The sequence below is a fragment of the Cellulomonas sp. HD19AZ1 genome, assembly GCF_004535805.1.
Lineage (GTDB): Bacteria > Actinomycetota > Actinomycetes > Actinomycetales > Cellulomonadaceae > Cellulomonas > Cellulomonas iranensis.
In genome coordinates this window covers 460,314-478,211 of the sequence record NZ_SPHX01000001.1, presented here as the reverse complement: position 1 = coordinate 478,211, position 17,898 = coordinate 460,314, and the positions used below count along the sequence as shown (strand labels likewise).

The 17,898-nt window shown below is 77.5% G+C and carries 14 protein-coding genes; 8 read left to right on the top strand and 6 right to left on the bottom strand.

The annotated features are described in order from the left end of the window. Nucleotides 1–6: 6 nt before the first annotated feature. From E4A51_RS02175 to E4A51_RS02160, 4 genes are all read right to left on the bottom strand, one after another. Nucleotides 7–1,563, bottom strand: a complete 1,557-nt coding sequence (locus E4A51_RS02175) for a D-alanyl-D-alanine carboxypeptidase family protein (protein ID WP_156442198.1) — start codon at nucleotides 1,561–1,563, stop codon at nucleotides 7–9. Between the two features lie 127 nt (nucleotides 1,564–1,690). Next, on the bottom strand, nucleotides 1,691–3,706 hold the full coding sequence (locus tag E4A51_RS02170; RefSeq protein ID WP_134850753.1) for a metallophosphoesterase: 2,016 nt from the start codon (nucleotides 3,704–3,706) through the stop codon (nucleotides 1,691–1,693). A gap of 134 nt (nucleotides 3,707–3,840) precedes the next feature. Then, nucleotides 3,841–4,623, bottom strand: a complete 783-nt coding sequence (locus E4A51_RS02165; protein WP_134850890.1) for an LLM class F420-dependent oxidoreductase — start codon at nucleotides 4,621–4,623, stop codon at nucleotides 3,841–3,843. A gap of 77 nt (nucleotides 4,624–4,700) precedes the next feature. Next, the gene (locus E4A51_RS02160) at nucleotides 4,701–6,491 is read right to left on the bottom strand and encodes a hypothetical protein (protein ID WP_240696342.1); all 1,791 of its coding nucleotides are present in this window, start codon (nucleotides 6,489–6,491) and stop codon (nucleotides 4,701–4,703) included. 290 nt (nucleotides 6,492–6,781) lie between these two features. Between E4A51_RS02160 and E4A51_RS02155 the strand changes: the two genes are divergently transcribed. From E4A51_RS02155 to E4A51_RS02145, 3 genes are all read left to right on the top strand, one after another. Continuing rightward, nucleotides 6,782–7,783 carry a glutathione S-transferase family protein gene (locus tag E4A51_RS02155; protein WP_134850889.1) on the top strand — a complete coding sequence of 334 codons (1,002 nt, stop codon included), beginning with the start codon at nucleotides 6,782–6,784 and terminating at the stop codon, nucleotides 7,781–7,783. A gap of 108 nt (nucleotides 7,784–7,891) precedes the next feature. After that, the gene (locus tag E4A51_RS02150; protein ID WP_070320794.1) at nucleotides 7,892–8,350 is read left to right on the top strand and encodes a MarR family winged helix-turn-helix transcriptional regulator; all 459 of its coding nucleotides are present in this window, start codon (nucleotides 7,892–7,894) and stop codon (nucleotides 8,348–8,350) included. 29 nt (nucleotides 8,351–8,379) lie between these two features. After that, nucleotides 8,380–9,471, top strand: a complete 1,092-nt coding sequence (locus E4A51_RS02145; RefSeq protein ID WP_134850752.1) for a DUF6544 family protein — start codon at nucleotides 8,380–8,382, stop codon at nucleotides 9,469–9,471. A 4-nt stretch (nucleotides 9,472–9,475) separates the two neighbouring features. Here the strand turns inward: E4A51_RS02145 and E4A51_RS02140 are convergent, their stop codons facing one another. Continuing rightward, the gene (locus E4A51_RS02140; protein ID WP_070320796.1) at nucleotides 9,476–10,108 is read right to left on the bottom strand and encodes a CYTH domain-containing protein; all 633 of its coding nucleotides are present in this window, start codon (nucleotides 10,106–10,108) and stop codon (nucleotides 9,476–9,478) included. 179 nt (nucleotides 10,109–10,287) lie between these two features. On the opposite strand from E4A51_RS02140, the gene E4A51_RS02135 reads away from it, so the two are divergent. Next, entirely contained in the window at nucleotides 10,288–12,066 is a 1,779-nt protein-coding gene (locus E4A51_RS02135; RefSeq protein WP_134850751.1) for an alpha/beta-hydrolase family protein, read from the top strand. 222 nt (nucleotides 12,067–12,288) lie between these two features. Beyond that, entirely contained in the window at nucleotides 12,289–13,950 is a 1,662-nt protein-coding gene (locus tag E4A51_RS02130; protein ID WP_134850750.1) for a DEAD/DEAH box helicase, read from the top strand. Between the two features lie 128 nt (nucleotides 13,951–14,078). Here E4A51_RS02130 and E4A51_RS02125 read toward each other — a convergent pair whose 3' ends face one another. Continuing rightward, complete coding sequence (locus tag E4A51_RS02125; RefSeq protein ID WP_233421264.1) at nucleotides 14,079–15,146, bottom strand: sigma-70 family RNA polymerase sigma factor; 1,068 nt, start codon at nucleotides 15,144–15,146, stop codon at nucleotides 14,079–14,081. A gap of 116 nt (nucleotides 15,147–15,262) precedes the next feature. Here E4A51_RS02125 and E4A51_RS02120 point away from each other — a divergent pair, with 116 nt between their 5' ends. From E4A51_RS02120 to E4A51_RS02110, 3 genes are all read left to right on the top strand, one after another. Continuing rightward, entirely contained in the window at nucleotides 15,263–15,655 is a 393-nt protein-coding gene (locus E4A51_RS02120) for a VOC family protein (protein ID WP_240696363.1), read from the top strand. 51 nt (nucleotides 15,656–15,706) lie between these two features. Continuing rightward, entirely contained in the window at nucleotides 15,707–16,225 is a 519-nt protein-coding gene (locus tag E4A51_RS02115) for an NUDIX domain-containing protein (protein ID WP_046528689.1), read from the top strand. A gap of 127 nt (nucleotides 16,226–16,352) precedes the next feature. Continuing rightward, nucleotides 16,353–17,849 (top strand): AAA family ATPase, encoded by a 1,497-nt coding sequence (locus tag E4A51_RS02110; protein WP_134850748.1) that lies wholly within the window; start codon nucleotides 16,353–16,355, stop codon nucleotides 17,847–17,849. Nucleotides 17,850–17,898 lie beyond the last annotated feature (49 nt).

Here is a 17,898-nt window from a genome sequence, read left to right as displayed (position 1 = left end):
GGGGGCTCACGAGCCGTCGACGCTCCAGTGCCAGGGCTCCCCGGGCAGGTTCTCGAGCCCGTACGCCTCCGCGTGCTCGACGAGCCACGCGTACGCCGCCGAGCCGGCGCCGAGCGTCCGGCCGCCGCTCGTGAAGTCGATCGCGAGCCCGCGCTCGTGCCGCGAGGCCCCCGGCCGCGCGGTGCTCGGCGAGCACTGCGACGCGGGCTTGTCGTACACGTCGTGGTCGGACGGGCCGCAGTGCGCGCGGCGCAGCGCGACCTGCTGGTCGGGGCTGCGCCACCCGCCGCCGCCCAGCACGACGCCGTCGGCGCGCGCCGCCTCGACAAGCGCGTCGACCGCCTCGGCCAGGCACGCGTGCACGCGGATCCCGGACCGCGTGCGGACCGTGTCGGCCTCGGGCACGGGCCCGTCGACCCGGGCGCAGTCGGCGGGTCGCACGCCCGCCGGGACGCGGTCCGCGGGCACCGCGACCTGCCACAGCACGCCGCCCTGCGGCCCGACGAGCAGCACCGCGGCCTCCTCGAGCACGAGGCGCGCGCCGTCGTGCCCGGCCGTCGCCGTGCCCCACACCGGCGTCCCGTCCCGGTCGACCAGCACGAGGTTGCCGTCCGGCTGCAGCCGGACGAGCGCGCCCCCGACGTCGCCCGACGTCCAGACGTCCTCGCCGTCCCACGTCGCGACGAGCGCGCCGTCGCGCACCACGAGGCCCAGGTGCCCCGACGGCGAGCCCAGCGACGCACCCGGTGCGAGCTCGCCGCCCGGGTCGAGGGTCGACGGCCCGACGGGTGCGCCCGAGCTCCACACCGCGTCGCCCGCGTCGTCGCGCAGCACGAGCGTCCCGTCGTCGCCGACCGCGAGCGACCTCGCACCCAGGCCCGCGGTCCGCGAGCGCCACACGCGGTCGCCGTCCTCGTCGACCGCGACCAGGTTGCCGTCCGCGCGCAGCTCGAGCGCGACGGCGGTCGTCGGCGCGGGCGCGTCCGGCCGTGCCGGGGCGGCCTCGGTCCCGGGTGCCCACCGCACGCTCCCGTCGGGTCCCTGCAGCTGCACACCCGCGCCGGGCACGACGAGCAGCGTGTACCGCCCGTCCGGCGACGACAGCACCGCGTCGGCCGTGAGCCGCGCGGGGCCGTCGAGCGTCGACGGCGCCTGGGCCGTGCCCGCGCTCCACACGACCGCGCCGGCGGGGTCGGTCACGACGACCTCGCCGTCGTCCCGGACCCGCAGCGTGCCGCCCGACCCGCCCGTCGCGGTGCTCCACACGAGCGTGCCGTCGGGCGCGACGAGCCGCACGTCGCCGGTCGCGCCGGTCGTCAGCGCCGAGCCCGCGACGCCGCGGCCGGACGACCACCGCGGCGCGGTGCCGTCGCCCGCGTACAGCCCGAGGGCACCGTCCGGCTGCACGACGAGGCTGTGCACGCCACCGGGCGCGAGGAGCGCCTGCCCGGGCTCCAGGTGCTCACCGGGTCGCAGCACGTCCTCGCCGGGGCCCGCGAGCGCCGGCCCGGCCCCCGCGAGCAGCACGACGGCCGCGACCACGCCGACCAACAGCCGTCGCACGCCCACCCCCTCACGCCGCGCGGGCGCCGGCACGACGACGTGCCGGGTGCGCGCGCAGCACCCAGGCCAGCACCCCGGTGCGCGGTCGCGCAACCCCCGAGGGCGTTTCTCATCCGACCGAAGCGCTTCAGCCCGCCGGGGCGCCGTCCGTGCCGTCGTCCTGCGCGGGCGGCGCGAGCGGGGCCTCGGGCGGCTGGTTGGCGTCGTCCGCGGCGCCCTCCCCCGCGGGCGGCGCCCAGGGGTTCAGCGCGTCGTCCTGCGGGTCGACCACGCGCGGCCAGGGCCGGCGCGGGTTCACCGTCACGGTCGCCTGGGGGGTCACCTCGACGACCTGGTAGTCGAGCATGCGCCGCTCCTGCGGGTCGAACCGCAGGACGGTCAGCTGCGCCGTGCCGCGCAGCGGCCCAACGGTCGGCTGGTTGAGCGTGGCGCCGGCCGTGCTCGACGAGATGTACCGGATCCCCAGGCCGACCTGCTCGGGGTCGACGCGCCGGTGGTAGTGCCCCGACACCTGTGCGGGCACGCAGCCCTCCTCGAGCGCCGCGTCGCCGACGGTCGGCGTGTGGATGAGCAGCAGGTCGACGTCGCCCGCCTCGCACGCGACCTCGGCGAGCCGCTCACCCATCTCGGCGGGCGTCTCGGCGGACGCCGCCGCGGTGCCCCCGGCGCCCACGCGCGTCTCCTTCGGGTCGTGGTCGCCGAGGATCCGCACGCCCGCGACGTCGACGACGCCGCCGTCCAGGACCGTGGCCCCGGCGCGCGCGTACATCGCAGTGGTCTCGCGCGAGTCGTGGTTGCCGGGCGACGTGACCAGCCGCACGCCGGCCGGGACGGCGCGCGCGAACGACGTCACGCAGTACTGCTCGACCGACGTGCCGTTCATGGTGGTGTCGCCCGCGTCGAGCACGGCGTCGGCGCCCGCGAGGTCGGCGAGCGTGCCGATGAGGGAGGCCATGCCGACGTTGCAGTGCAGGTCGGACACGACCACGAGGACGACCGGCTCGACCTCGGGCGACGGGGTCGGCGTGGGGTTGCGCGTCGGCGTGCCGGTCGGCTCGTCGCCGGCGGCGGCCGCGCCCTGCTCCGGGTCGGCGTCGGCTGCGTCAGGGCCGTCGGAGCCGCCCGTTCCGGCAGCGTCTCCCCCGGCGGCGTCGGTGCCCCCGGCGGCGTCGGCGTCCGCGGCGTCAGTCCCGGGCTCGCCGTCGCCCCCCGGCACGGCCTGCGACCCGGCGTCCGGGTCGTCGGCGGACTGCGCGGACCCGTCGTCCTCCCACTGCCGCCACGCCGCGACGAGGGCCGCGTCGGCGTCGCGGTAGAAGGTCTCGTTCTGCCGCCACGCGTCGACCGCGTACGCGCCGTACGTGTCGATGACGCCGCCGAGCCGACCGGTCACGCGCGCCCCCGCGAGCGGCGTGCCGTCGAACACCGCTGACGACAGGTGCGCCTGCGACGGCCGGTCGCCGGGCCCGACGCTCGACGTGAGCACGGTCGCGCCGAGCACGAGCGCGAGCGATCCGGCGGTCACGGGCCGTGCGTGAGCGCCGAGCCAGCGCGCGAGCTCGTCGCGGCGCGCGACGCCGAGCAGCGCGCGCAGCACCCACCACGCGACGACGAGCACGACGAACGCCGACGCGGCACGGAACGCCGCGTCGCTGACCAGCGCGACCGCGATGTCACGGATCGCGGCGGCGGGGCCCGAGAAGAACTGCACGTACGCGGACAGGTCGTTGCTCAGCGCCTGCAGCGTGCGGGCCTCGCCGAGCTCGGTGACCGACGACGGGATCTCCTGCACCGTGGCGCGCACACCGAGCGTGAGCGGCAGCGGCGAGTCGATCTGCAGCGTGCCGAGCGGTCCGAAGTCGATCGTCACGGTCGAGTCGGTCGTGACGTCGTACCGCGTGACGTGCGGCCCCAGCGCCGACTGCACCGACGCGGTCGTGACGCCGAACACGACGGACGCGACCGCCGCGAGCGCGACGAGCCCCACGGCGGGCCACCAGCCGTGCCTCGGCCGCCGGGGCCGCCACGCCCGCACGGCGCGCACCGCGCGGGCCACCCGGTGCCGGGACCCGACGGTCGGGGCGGCGGCCGGCTCGGCGGGCGGGCGCGGCCCGTCGGGCGGGGCGGTCGTCGGGTCGTCCATCGGCACCGAGCCTAGACGTGGGCGCGCGGGTCGGCGCGCGGGCGTCCGGGCGGACGTCGGCGCCCGGCGACGCCCGCGTCCGAGGGCACCCCGGGGATCCGGGTGCGACGACGCAGGCCCGCGTCAGCGCGCGCTCAGCGGCGCTCGTCGCGCCAGCGCACCCACTTCTGCGTGAGCGACAGGTCGTAGTCGGGGCCGCTCGCGCTCGTCGTCAGCAGCCGCACGCCCGCAGCGAGCATCGCGTCCCCGGCGTCGGCCGGGTCCTGGCCGTCGACGGCCGCGGACCGCTCGACGAGCGTCGCGGTGTCGCGGCCCACGGCGGCGCCGTGCTCGTCGAGGATCGCGCTCTTGCGGCGCAGCGTCTCGACGTCGCCGAACGAGTGCCAGATGTCGGCGTGCTCGGCCACGACGCGCAGCGTCTTGCGCTCGCCGCCACCGCCGATCATCACGGGGATGTCCCGCACGGGCGCCGGGTTGAGCCGCGCCCACCGGTCCTTGATGCGCGGCATCGCCTGCGCGAGGTCCGCGATGCGCGAGCCCGCCGTGCCGAACTCGTACCCGTACTCGTCGTAGTCGCGCTGGAACCAGCCCGCGCCGATGCCGAGGATCAGGCGGCCGTCGCTGATGTGGTCGACCGTGCGGGCCATGTCCGCCAGCAGCTCGGGGTTGCGGTACGAGTTGCACGTCACGAGCGCGCCAAGCTCGACGCGCTCGGTCTGCTCGGCCCACGCCGCGAGCATCGTCCAGCACTCGAAGTGCAGGCCGTCGGGGTCGCCGTACAGCGGGAAGAAGTGGTCCCAGTTGAAGATCACGTCGACGCCGAGGTCCTCGGCGCGCAGCACCGCGTCGCGGATCTGGCCGTACGCGGCGTGCTGGGGCTGGAGCTGGACGCCGATGCGCACACCGGCCGTGGAGATCTCGGTCACACGCCCACGCTAGACCCGCGACCGCCATGGCCGCGCAGCCGAGCCGGTGGGACCACCGGGGGGCGCGCCTACTGGTAGGTGACGAGGTCCGGCACCGGCTGCACCTGGTACGTCTGCGCCGGGTCGAGCATCGGCACGTCCTCGTCGTAGAAGTTCTTCCAGCCCCAGTGCACCTGCGGTGCGCCGTTGCGCAGCGTCGCCCACGTGCCGGCCTTGGCGGGCTGGCTGCCCTGCCCGTCGACGTGGATCAGGGGCGCGAGCTCGTCGTGGGACGTGTCGAGACGCTCGCGCTCGGTGATCATGCGCAGCGAGAACTGGTGCAGCACGAACATCTTCTGCGGCAGGCCGCGCTCGCGCGTGAACCCCGCGAGCCACGCCGCCGTCGCGTTGACCTCGTCGATCCCCACCGAGCCGATCTGCCGCAGGTGCACCTGGTCGGGCGCGAGCCGCCACTCGGGGTCGAGCGCGAGCCCGACGTGCGGCAGCGCGAGCAGGTCGGCGTAGGCCTGCGCCTGCGCGACGAAGTCCTGCCGGCCGGGCTGCAGGTCCAGCACCACGTACTGCCCGGCGGCGCCGGCCGCCTCGACCAGCGGGCGCAGGTCCTCGACGGGCCGCTTGCGCGAGTAGCTGCCGTCAGCCTCGGGCCCGCTCGACGCGATCGTCGCGATGATCTCGACCGCGGGCACCACGGTGTCGGCCGTGAGCCCGCGGTAGGGGGCGGCGTGCTGCTCGGCGCGCGCGATCGTCGCCGGCACGTCCTGCTCGCCGAGCACGCCGAGCGCCCCCGACCCGGGCGTGCCGTACAGCGCGACGTACTTCTTGCCGGGCTGCCCGGCGACGGCCGGGAACACGAGCTGACCGCCGCCGGGCAGCTCGACGCCCGTCCGCGCGGTCGCGACGCGCGCCGCGAGGAGCTCCGCCGTGCCGAACGTGTCGCCGTAGGCGATCACCGCCGTCGGGTCGGCCGACGCGACGGCCTGCACCGTGGCGGACGTCGCGCGCGGGTCGCCGCCCGGGACGTCGAGCACGGCGACGCCCAGCGCGCGCAGCGTCGCCGCCGCGGCGGGCGGCACGGGGCCGTCCGCGAGCGCGACGACGCCGTCGGCGGTCACCGGCGCGGTCGCGGGCAGCGTGTCCGCGGTGCCGGTGGGCGTCGTGGCCGCGGCGGTCGCGCCGCCACCCGGAGCAGCGGACGCGGTCGCCGCGGGATCGGCCGCCGGGGCGTCGTCCGCGAGCAGCACGGCGGGCTCGGGACCCTCGAGCGCACGCACCGCGGCGGCCTCGTCGCCGGCCGCGACCGGCACCGGGGCGCCGAACGTCGCGCCCGTGGCGGCGGCGAGCGCGTCGGCGTCGGCGCCGGGAGCGACCGCGACGACGACCGTGCCGTCGGGCAGCGCGTCCGCGGGCACTCCCCCGACCGTGAGCACGTGGGTGGCGCCCAGGCGGTCGAGCTCGCCCGCGACGTCCGCGCCGTCGGCCGTGAGCAGCACAGGCGCACCGACGGCGACGGCGGCGCTCGCGGCGGTGAGCGTCGCGGCGGTGTCACCGCCGGGCGCGAGCACCGCGACGGGGGCCGACGCCAGCAACGTGCTCGACGTCGCGAGGGCCGCCTGCACGTCGTCGCCCGTGACGACCGACGCCGGCGGGGGCGCCTGCACGGCGGGGCTGACGGGAGCCGCGGGCGCCGACGCCGTCGGCGCCGAGGCGCCGTCGCCGTCGGGTGCCGTGCCCCACGAGCACGAGGCCGTGAGCGCGACGGCGAGGGCCGCCGCGAGCGCGACCGTGCGCGGGCGGCCCCGTCGCCGCCGACCGTGGCGTCCCGTGCTGGCCTCGGACCCGTCGGACGTCTGCACCTGCACCCGCACCTCCCGCGGTCACGCGGTGCCCCCACCGCGGGCCGGCGGCCGCCGACGGGCGTCACTGTAGGGGCGTGGGCCGCCCCGCGCAGCCGCGGAACCGGGGTGATCCGGGGCGAAGCCCCCGCGCCGAGGCCGGCGGGGCGCGCCCACCTGCGACGACGCGCGCGGCGAGGGATGATCGACGCGTGGACGACGAGACGCGCACGACACCGAGCAGCGGGACGACCAGCGACGCCGCGGGCGGGACGACGCCCGACGGCACGTCGGCGCACGACCGCCCGGGCGTCTACGTGACGCCGGGGGCCGGCTACGAGCGCGACACGCGCTACCTGACGGACCGCATCACGGCCGACGGCGCCGAGGGCTGGCCCGTCGAGGCGGGCCGCTACCGGCTGGTCGTGTCGCGCGCGTGCCCGTGGGCGAGCCGCGCGGTGATCGTGCGGCGCCTGCTGGGGCTCGAGGACGCGCTGTCGATGGGCATCTGCGGGCCGACGCACGACGAGCGGTCGTGGACGTTCGACCTCGACCCGGGCGGCGTCGACCCGGTGCTGGGCATCCCGCGCCTGCAGGACGCGTTCCTGGCACGCGACCCGCACTACCCGCGGGGCATCACGGTCCCGGCGATCGTCGACGTGCCGTCGGGCAAGGTCGTGACGAACGACTTCGCGCAGATCACGCTCGACCTCGAGACGCAGTGGACGGCGTTCCACCGCGAGGGCGCGCCGGACCTGTACCCGCAGGCGCTGCGCGACGAGATCGACGCGGTGTCGGGCGAGATCTACCGCGAGATCAACAACGGCGTGTACCGGTGCGGGTTCGCGGGCTCGCAGGAGCAGTACGACCGCGCGTACACGCGCCTGTTCGACGCCCTGGACCGCGTGTCCGACCGCCTGGCGGACCGGCGCTACCTGGTGGGCGACACGATCACCGAGGCGGACGTCCGGCTGTTCACCACGCTCGTGCGGTTCGACGCCGTCTACCACGGCCACTTCAAGTGCAACCGCAGCAAGCTCACCGAGATGCCGGTGCTGTGGGCGTACGCGCGTGACCTGTTCCAGACCCCCGGGTTCGGCGACACGGTCGACTTCGTGCAGATCAAGCAGCACTACTACGAGGTGCACCGCGACATCAACCCGTCGGGGATCGTGCCGCGGGGCCCGCAGACGCACGGCTGGCTGACCGCGCACGGGCGCGAGGCGCTGGGCGGGCGGCCGTTCGGCGACGGCACGCCGCCGGGGCCGGTGCGCGACGGCGAGGTCGTGCCGGCGGGGCACGGGGCCGCGCCGGCCTGACCTCCCGCACACCCGCGGGCCCCGCGGCCCGGGCAGGACGCGCGACCGGGACCGGCCCGGGACGACGGTCCCGTTCGGCGACCGGCGATGCGCAATACGTTGCGCATCATGGATCGCCCCACGACCGAGGACGACGTCCTCGGTGCCCTCTTCGTCCTCACGCAGCACCTCACGCGGTACGCCGACGACGCGCTCGCGCGCTACGGCGTCTCGGCACGCCAGTGGCTGCTGCTCGCGGTCCTCGTGCGCGGGTTCCCCGGCGAGCGGCCGACGCTCACGCAGGCGGCGCGCGCCTACGGGACGTCGCGGCAGAACGTCACGCAGGTCGCGCGCCAGCTCGCGGCCCGCGGGCTGGTGACGCTCGAGCCCGACCCCGCCGACCGCCGCGCCACGCGCCTGGCCGTCACGCCGCTCGTCGCGCGCACCTTCGACACCCCCGACGCGGCCGCGCACCAGCGCGCGGTCGTCGCGACCGTGTTCGCCGACCTCGGCGACGACGACCTCGCCGCGCTCGACCGGCTGGTGGGCCGCTGCCTGGGCACGCTGCGCGCGGCGGCCGACCGGTGAGCCGGTGGCCGGTCCGCACGCTCGCCCGCGTGGCGCTGGGCTGCGTCGTCGTCGCCCACGGGCTCGTGCACCTGCTGGGCGCCGTCGCCGCCTGGGCTCCGGGTGCGGTGCCCGCCCTGGGCGTGCCGCGCGCGGCGGGCGCCGCGTGGCTCGCGGTCGCGGCCCTCACCGTGGTCGCCGGCGTCGGCCTCGCGACGGGGCGCGCACGCTGGTGGCGGGCCGGAGCCCTCGCGCTCGCAGGGTCGGTCACCCTCGTCGCGACGGCATGGCCCGCGGCGGCGGCCGGGCTCGTGCCCGACGCGCTCCTGCTCCTCGCCGTGCTGCACGCGTGGTGGTGCGGGCACGCCGCGTCGCCGCGCGGCCGCTACCGCTCGGCGGTCGCCGCGCTGGCCGCTCCCCCGGGACATCACCCGGCACCCCCCGTGTCCGACGCCGACGTCGACGCGCTGCCGCCGCTCGTCGCGCACTGGCTGCGCCGCACCGGCGTGGTCGGACGGCCACACGTCGGCGTCGTCCGGACGACCGTCACGGGCCGCCTGCGCGGCGGCCCGGACGAGCCCTGGATGACGTTCACCGGCGAGCAGACCAACACGTTCGACGCCGACCCCGCACGGCTGTTCCTGCTCGACGCGACGCGCGGCGGGCTGCCCGTCGACGTGCTGCACGTCCTGCGGGGCGGGCGCGCGACCATGGCGGCGCACGTGCTCGGCGTCGTGCCGGTGATGCGCGGCGCCGGCCCCGACCTGGACCGCAGCGAGGTCGTCACCGTGCTCGACGACCTGTGCCTGCTGGCGCCCGCCGCGCTCGTCGACGCCCCGGTCACCTGGCGGGACGTCGACGCGAGCCGTGTGCGCGCGACCTACCGGACCGCGACCGGGTCGGTCGACGCGGTGCTGACGTTCGACGCCGCGGGCGACCTGGTCGACGTCGCGTCCGACGACCGCGGGCGCGCGTCCGCGGACGGCCGCACGTCGACCCCCACGCACTGGTCGACGCCGGTGGACCGGGTGGAGCTCGACGCGCAGGGGCGGCGGGTGGTCACGGGACGTGCGGTCTGGCACGGACCCGAGGCGCCGTTCACGTACGCCGACATGACGTTCACGGTGGAGCGCACGGCGTGAGGCGTCAGATCCCCGTCATGCGGTGGTCGTGCCCGAAGCCCTGCAGGAACCGCGGCCCGGTGCGCGCGAGCTCGTCCTCCCACGTCGTCGCCCAGCCCGCGTAGGGCGCGTGCGCGAGACCGTCGTTCGCGAAACGCGGGTCGGTCGTCACCTCGGTCACGCAGAAGTCGGGGATCGCGAGGTCCGTGACGGGGCCGCCGCGCTCGACCTCCGCGACCACGAGCGGCGCGTTCGCGCCCGCGAACACGTCGACGACCCAGCCGTCCTCGCCGAGCCACACCGAGTGCCGCACCTTCGCGACACGCGCGCCGCCGCGGCGCACCATCTCGACGCCCACGAGCGGGTCGATCTCACGCTCGGCCTCGTAGCGGGTCCCGCCGTTCATGGGGCCCTTGACGGTCACCGCGCAGAAGTCGACCCGGTCGGCGTACCGCTCGAGCAGCGTGGCCTCGTCGTCGTGCACGTCGACGCCCGCCACGGCGGAGACCTGCGCGCGCACGCGCAGCGCGAACCCCTCGTCGGCCAGGTAGTAGCTCTGCACGATGAGCGCGGGCGCCGGGTCGAGCAGCTCGGCCGGCACGTCGCGCGCGACGAAGCGCCGCTCGAACTCGAAGTCGCCGTACCCGGTGTCGCTCATCGTCGCCCGCCGTCCTGACGGCCCGCGCGGCCGCCCGGCACCACGGTACCCACCCACGCACCGGGACGGGCCGCTCGACCAGCGACGACGCGCCGGTCGGCGCCACGCCGGGCTCGTCCCACGAGTCGGGCGGCGAGGCTCGTGGGACGAGCCCGGCGTGGCGTGGCACAGTGGCCCGCATGGCGAGGGGGGCGTCGGGCGACGCGACGACGACCGACGACGCGCGCCCGGGACCGGGCGCGCCGGCCCGTCGGGGTGCGCGTGCGGTCGCCGCCCTCACCCGCTGGTGGCGCCGCTTCTCCCCCACGGGTCTCGCGGGCGCGATCGTGCTCTTCGCGGCGGCGCTCGGGCCGTCGCTCATGCCCCGCAGCCCGCTGTACCAGGGCGCGATCGCGGGCGTGTGCGCGGCGCTCGGCTACGGCCTCGGCACGTTCGTCGGCTGGGGCGGACGCCGCATCGGCCTGCGTGCACCCTGGCCGCGTGCGCGGCGCACGCTCGTGCACCGCTGCTGCGCCGGGCTCGCGCTCGTCGTCGTCGTGTGGGCGCTGCTCGTCGACGCCGACTGGCAGGAGCGGTCGCGCGCGCTGCTCGGCATGGGCGACCCGACGCCCGCCCGGCCGCTGCTCGTGCTCGCCCTGGCCGCCGCGCTCGCGCTGCTGCTCGTGCTCGCCGCACGCGGCCTGCGGTCGGCCGTGCTCGCGGTCGCCCGGCTCGCGGGGCGGCTGCTGCCGCCGGTCGCGGCACGGCTCGTCGCCGTGGTGGTCGTCGCGGTGGCCGCGTACCTCGTCCTCGACGGGACCGTGGTGGCGGGGGTCAAGCACGTGCTGACGACGACGTACGCGGCGCTCGACCAGGACACGTACCCCGGCGACGAGCCGCCGACGTCGTCCCTGCGCAGCGGCTCGCCCCACTCGCTCGCGGCGTGGGGGACGCTGGGCCGCGAGGGCCGCCGGTTCGTCTCGGGCGGGCCCGACGTCGACGAGCTCGCGCGGTTCTCGCAGGCCGCGGGACTGGACCGCGAGGTGCGCGAGCCCGTGCGCGTGTACGCGGGCCTCGACGCCGGCGACGACCTCGACGCGGTCGCCCGGCTGGTCGTCGACGAGCTCGACCGCACCGACGCGTGGGAGCGGTCGGTGCTCGTCGTCGGGACCACCACGGGCACGGGCTGGGTCGACCCGCCGGCCGCCGCGGCCGTCGAGCTGCTGTGGGGCGGCGACACCGCGTTCGCGGCGATGCAGTACTCGTACCTGCCGAGCTGGGTGAGCTTCGTCGGGGACCGTGCGACCCCGCCGGCCGCCGGGCGGGCCCTGTTCGAGGCCGTGCACGCGCGCTGGTCGCAGCTCCCGCAGGACGACCGCCCCGCGCTCTACGCGTTCGGCATCTCGCTGGGCAGCTACGGCTCGCAGGGCGCGTTCGCGTCGCTGCCCGACGTCGCCGCGCGCACCGACGGCGCCGTGTGGGCCGGCACGCCGGGGTTCACGCCCCTGTGGCGCGACCTCACCGACCACCGCGACCCCGGCTCGCGCGAGATCCTGCCCGTCGTCGACGACGGCCGGCGGGTCCGGTGGGGCGACACGTCCCGCACCGAGGACGCGGCGACGTTCCTCGGCGACGCGCCGTGGGAGCGACCCCGCGTGGCGTACCTGCAGCACGCGTCGGACGGCGTCGTGTGGTGGTCGCCGGACCTGCTGCTGGCGGAGCCGGACTGGTTGCGCGAGCCGCGCGGCGCGGACGTGCTGCCCGACGTCGACTGGTTCCCCGTCGCGACGTTCTTCCGCGTCGGGATCGACCTGTTCGTCGCGGGCGAGGCACCCGCCGGGCACGGGCACACGTACGTCGGCGAGTACGCCGACGCGTGGTCGGCCGTCGCGCCGCCACCCGGGTGGACGCCCGCGGCCACGACGCTCCTGCGCGGCGTCCTGGACGACCCGCACGGCACGTCGGTCGGCACGCGCTGAGCCCCGTGCGCCGGCGCCGAGGGGTGCCCGTGGGACCCCGCGTCCGGGTCGCCGACGCGGCGGCGACCGCGACGCGCCCGGCACCGTCCGCGGGCCGTGTGCGACACTGGAGGTCGAGTGGCAGCGCGACGACCGCGCGCCCCGCGTCGTGGAGTCCCCCCGGGCATCGTGCGGCGGACCCCGACCCCCACCGGCCGATCCCGGCCTGAGAGGCACCATCCTGTGACGACCTTCACCGACCTCGGCGTGCCCGAGGTGCTGGCCCGCGCGCTCGCCGCCCAGCAGATCACCTCCCCGTTCCCCATCCAGACCGCCACGCTGCCCGACACGCTGCGCGGCAAGGACGTCCTCGGCCGCGGCCGCACCGGCTCGGGCAAGACCCTCGCGTTCGCGCTGCCCGTCGTGGCGCGCCTGGCCGCGTCGGGCACGCCCCGCCGCGCCCGCCGCCCGCGGGCGCTCGTGCTGTGCCCGACCCGCGAGCTCGCGACGCAGATCGACGCGACGTTCGCGCCGCTGGCCGCCGCGGCCGGCCTGCGCACGACGACCGTGTTCGGCGGCGTCGCGCAGTCCCGCCAGGTGACGGCGCTCGACCGCGGCGTCGACGTGCTCGTCGCGTGCCCCGGCCGCCTCGAGGACCTGCTCCGGCAGAACCTCGTGACGCTCGACGGCATCGAGATCACGGTCCTCGACGAGGCCGACCACATGGCCGACCTCGGCTTCCTGCCCGTCGTGCGTCGCCTGCTGGACCGCACGCCGACCCGCGGTCAGCGCCTGCTGTTCTCCGCGACGCTCGACAACGGCGTCGGCACCCTGGTCGACCGGTACCTCACGTCGCCCGTCGAGCACGCGGTCGACCCGGCCGCGCAGACCGCGGTCGCGAGCACGCACCACGTGCTCGAGGTCGCCGACGTCGCGGTCAAGCGCGACGTCGTGCACGCGCTCGCGGCCGGTCGCGGCCGCCGCGTGCTGTTCATGCGCACCAAGCACCACGCCAAGAAGCTCGCCAAGCAGCTCAACCAGGCGGGCATCCCCGCGGTCGACCTGCACGGCAACCTCGGCCAGGGCGCGCGCGAGCGCAACCTCGCGGCGTTCGCGTCGGGCGAGGCCCGCGTGCTCGTCGCGACCGACATCGCCGCGCGCGGCATCCACGTCGACGAGGTCGAGCTGGTCGTGCACGTCGACCCGCCCGCCGAGCACAAGGCGTACCTGCACCGCTCGGGCCGCACGGCGCGCGCGGGCGCCGCGGGCACCGTGCTCACGCTCCAGCTGCCCGAGCAGCGCGCCGACGTGCGGGCCATGACGCGCGCGGCCGGCATCGCGGTGACCCCGGTGGCGGTGCGCGCCGACGACGCGCTCGTGCGGCAGCTCGCGGACGCGCCCGGCTCGGTCGCCCCCGCGGCCGGCAGCGCGCCGCTCGCGCCCGCCGCCGCGACCCCCGTGCGGGCGCCCGGGTCGGGCGACGCCGCGCGCGGCGACCGGTCCCGCACGGCCCGCGGCTCCGGCGGCCGCGCCGAGGGTGGCCGGGCCGAGGGCGGCCGCGGCCGCGACGGCGCGCGGCGTGACGACCGCGCCGCGGGACGCCCCGCGGACGCGGCACGCACCGGCCGCGCCCCGGCGGGCGGACAGCGCGACCGTGTCGACGCACCGGCCACGGCCGGCCGGACCGACGACGGTCAGCGCCGCCGGACCGGCGCGCGCAGCGCGAGCCGCCCGGCGGGTCCCGCGACGGCCGCCGCCCCGGCGGCCGGTCGGTCGGCCGGTCCGTCGGCCGAGCAGCACCGGGCGGGCGACCAGCAGCGCCCGGCCGACGGTGCGGGTGGTCAGCGCCGCCGTCGCCGCGGCGGGCGTGGTCGCGGCCGCAGCACCGCAGCCACCACGGCCTGACCTCCCGGGGCCCCGTCCCCGCTGCTCGAACGCGGGTCCACGCCGCTTCTCGTCCGCGAGAACCGGCGTGGGCCCGCGTTCGTCGTCCCGGGCCGGCGTCCCGGGACGGCGTCCCGGGACGGCGTCCGTCAGGCGAGCTCGACCGGCAGCCCGAACCTCGCGAACAGCGCGGCCCCGAACCACACCGTGACGTGCCGCACGCCGTCCGCACCGACCGTCACCTGCTGCACCTGGAACGCGCGGTGCACGCCGTCCGGGTCGCGCATGTACAGCGCGAAGGCCGGGAGCCCGTTGGCGCTCGTCGGGACCATGCGCATGTCCCCCGGCCCCTGCGCGGGGCACCACGTGGCGATGAGCTCGCCCACCGCGCGCGGCCCGGCGTACCAGCCCGGGTACGGCGGCATCTCCCAGACCACGTCGGCCGCGAGCAGGTCGACGATCGCCGCGACGTCGTACGCCTCGAACGCCTCGACGTACCGCTCGAGCAGCTCCTTGTGCCGGGGGTCCGTCGGCTCGAGCGGCGTGACGTGCTGCACGCCGGCCATGTGCGCGCGGGCCCGCTGCAGGGTCGAGTTGACGGCCGCGACGGACAGGTCGAGCGCGTCGGCGACCTCGGCCGCGGACCACGCGAGCACGTCCCGTAGCAGCAGGACCGCGCGCTGCTGCGCCGTCAGGTGCTGGAGCGCTGCGACGAACGCGAGCCGGACCGTGTCGCGGTCGACCGTGACCTCGGCCGGGTCCCGCGGCGGTCGCGACCACACCAGGTCGTCGGGCAGCGGCTCGAGCCACGGCGTGGCGTGGTCCTCGCGCGGCTGGTCGCGCGGGTCGGCCGCGGGCGCTCCGATGCCGGTGGGCAGCGGGCGACGACGCCGACCGTCCAGGTGCGTGAGGCACGCGTTGGTCGCGATGCGGAACATCCACGTCCGCAGCGACGAGCGGTTCTCGAAGCCGCGCATCGCGCGCCACGCCCGCAGGTACGTCTCCTGGAGCATGTCCTCGGCGTCGTGCACCGAACCGGTCATGCGGTAGCAGTGCGCGAGGATCTCGCGCCGCAGCGGCGCGAGCCGCTGCGCGAACTCGTCGGCCGAGAGGTCGGTCGGGACGGGCTCGGCCCGACCCGCGGCACCGTCGGGCGCGGCGCCCGGGAGCGAGCCGGTCACGGCGCCGGGCGGAGTGCCAGGTGTGGTCGTCGTCACACCTGAGACGGTAGACCGCGCCACCGACATCGCACACCCCGACGACCCGGACGAGGTGCGCCGGTCGGTACCGGCGACGCCCCACCCACCTGCCAGGGAGCACCGCCGTGGACCGCATGATCGTCGTCACCCTGCCCGTGCGCGACCTGGCCGCGGCCCGCGCGTTCTACGCCGGCCTCGGCATGCGCGTGAACGAGGAGCTCAGCGACGAGCACGTGGTCTGCGTGGTCGTGTCCGGCACGATCTGCGTCATGCTGCTGGACCACGCGCGGTTCGCCGACGTCGCGCCGCGGCCGATCGCCGACGCGCACGCCACGACGCAGGTGCTGCTCTGCCTGACCGCCGCCGACCGCCGCGACGTCGACGCGCTCGCGCAGGCCGCGCTCGCGCACGGCGGCACCGAGGTGCGGGACGTGCAGGACGACGGCCCGGTGTACGCCCGGGCCGTGTCCGACCCCGACGGCCACGTGTGGGAGCTGCTCCACACGGACCCCGCGGCGACCGCCTGAGCACCGCGCCACCCGGGCCCGACCGCCCGCCCGCCGTGCCAGACTCCCCGCATGCCCGCCGCACCCGGACCCGCCGCCGACAGCTACCCCGAGGACGACCACGTGGACGGTCGCAGCCTGCTCGTCGCGGCGGCCTACGTGGTGCTGCGCCGCCCGGGCCCGACGGGTGACGAGGTGCTGCTGCAGCTGCGTGCCGGCACGGGGTACATGGACGGCTGGTGGGCCACGGTCGCGGGCCACGTCGACCCGGGCGAGTCCGTGCACGAGGCGGCGGTGCGCGAGGCCGCCGAGGAGGCCGGCGTCGTCGTCGACCCCGCGGACCTCGAGCCGTTGACGGCGCTGCACCGGTTCGAGCGCGGTGGCCCGCAGGTCGAGCAGCGCGTCGACGTCTTCTTCCAGGTCACGCGCTGGCGCGGCGACCCGGCCCTGCGCGAGGCCGACCGCGCCGCGGCGATGGGCTGGTACCCGCTCGCGGCGCTGCCCGACCCCGTCGTGCCCCACGAGCGTCTCGTGCTCGACCTGCTCGCGGCCGGCGCCGCCGTACCCGCCGTGCTGTCCGTGCCCCGCTGAGGCACCGCGACGCCGCGCGCCCGCCTCGCCCGCCGCGCGGCGGGCGACGTGCGGCATCCGAGTGGATCGCACGAGCGCCCGGCCGTCGCCGCACGGTGCCGACGGGCGACGGCGCTAGCGTGGCGCCGTGCTCCCCGACGGCTCCCGCGACGACGTCGCCGCGCTCGTGGCGGCCCGCACCCCGATCCTCGTGCTCGAGACCACCGACGAGGCCGAGGCGCTCGAGCTCGTGCTCCGCGCCGCCTCGCGCGCGCCGGGTGGGCGCGGCGCGCTCCCGGTGTTCCGGTGGAGCGTGACGGACGGGCTGCGCCGCGCCGACGTCGACCTGGGCGGCTCGCAGCTGCACAACGCCGACCCGCCGACGCTCCTGCGCTCGGTCCTCGAGAACGTCGCACCGGCCGTCTACGTGCTGCTCGACCTGCACCCGTGGTTCGACGACCCGGTCGTCGTCCGCCTCCTCAAGGACGCGGCGCAGCGACCGCTGCACCTGCGCAGCACGCTCGTGCTGGTGTCGCACGCGATCGACCTGCCGCGCGAGCTCGAGCACGTCGCCGTCCACGTGCCCGTGGCGTTCCCCTCGGCGGCCGAGCGCGCGCTCGTCGTCGACCGCACGGTGCAGGCGTGGGCCGCCGCGACCGGGCGGGTCCCCCACGTCGACCCGCACGCGCGGGAGCTGCTCGTGCAGCGGCTGGCGGGGCTGTCGCGCACCGACGTCGCGCGCCTCGCGCACGGCGCCGTCGTGGACGACGGCGCGCTGACGACGCGCGACCTGCCCGCGGTCGAGCGCGCGCGGTTCGAGGCGCTCGCCGCGGACGGCGTGCTGTCCTACGAGTACGCGACCGTCGGCCCCGCGGACGTGGTCGGGCTCGACTCGGTCGTGCGGTGGCTCCTGCTGCGCCGCCCGGCGACCGACGGCACGGCGCCGCACCTCGAGGCACCGCGCGGCGTGCTCCTGCTCGGCGTGCAGGGCTGCGGCAAGTCGCTCGCAGCCAGGGCCGCGGCGTCGATCCTCGGCGTGCCGCTGCTGCGGCTGGACCTCGCGGGCGTGCACGACAAGTTCGTCGGCGAGTCCGAGCGACGGCTGCGCGACGCGCTCGCCGCCGCGGACGCGCTCGCACCGTGCGTGCTGTGGGTCGACGAGATCGAGAAGGCCGTGGCCACGGGCGACGGCGACGCCGGGTCGGCGCGGCGCGTGCTCGGCACGCTGCTGACGTGGCTGGCCGACCGGCGGTCGCGCGTGTTCGTCGCCGCGACGGCGAACGACGTCACGGCGCTGCCGCCCGAGCTCGTGCGCAAGGGCCGCTTCGACGAGCTGTTCTTCGTCGACCTGCCCGACGAGGCCGCGCGGGCCGCGCTGCTGCGCCTGCACGCGGGACGACGGGGACTGGTGCTGCGCGACGACGAGCTGGGCCCGCTGGTCGCGGCGTCGCACGCGTTCTCGGGCGCGGAGGTCGAGCAGGCCGTCGTCTCGGCGACGTACGTCGCGCACGCGCACGGCGGCACGCTCGACGCCGGGACCGTGCTCGCCGAGCTGCACGCGACACGGCCGCTCGCGGTGGTCATGGCCGAGCGCGTCCAGGCGCTGCGCGCGTGGGCGGGACCGCGCACCGTCCCCGCCCGCTGAGCGCGGTCGGCCGCTGACCGCGGCGCGCCCGCCGCGCGCCGAGCACGTC

Excerpts from the sequence above, each read along its gene's own strand:
- E4A51_RS02170 (WP_134850753.1), bottom strand. The coding sequence starts at position 3,706 with ATGGACGACCCGACGACCGCCCCGCCCGACGGGCCGCGCCCGCCCGCC.
- E4A51_RS02150 (WP_070320794.1), top strand. The coding sequence starts at position 7,892 with ATGGATCGCCCCACGACCGAGGACGACGTCCTCGGTGCCCTCTTCGTC.
- E4A51_RS02140 (WP_070320796.1), bottom strand. The coding sequence starts at position 10,108 with ATGAGCGACACCGGGTACGGCGACTTCGAGTTCGAGCGGCGCTTCGTC.
- E4A51_RS02135 (WP_134850751.1), top strand. The coding sequence starts at position 10,288 with ATGGCGAGGGGGGCGTCGGGCGACGCGACGACGACCGACGACGCGCGC.
- E4A51_RS02120 (WP_240696363.1), top strand. The coding sequence starts at position 15,263 with ATGATCGTCGTCACCCTGCCCGTGCGCGACCTGGCCGCGGCCCGCGCG.
- E4A51_RS02115 (WP_046528689.1), top strand. The coding sequence starts at position 15,707 with ATGCCCGCCGCACCCGGACCCGCCGCCGACAGCTACCCCGAGGACGAC.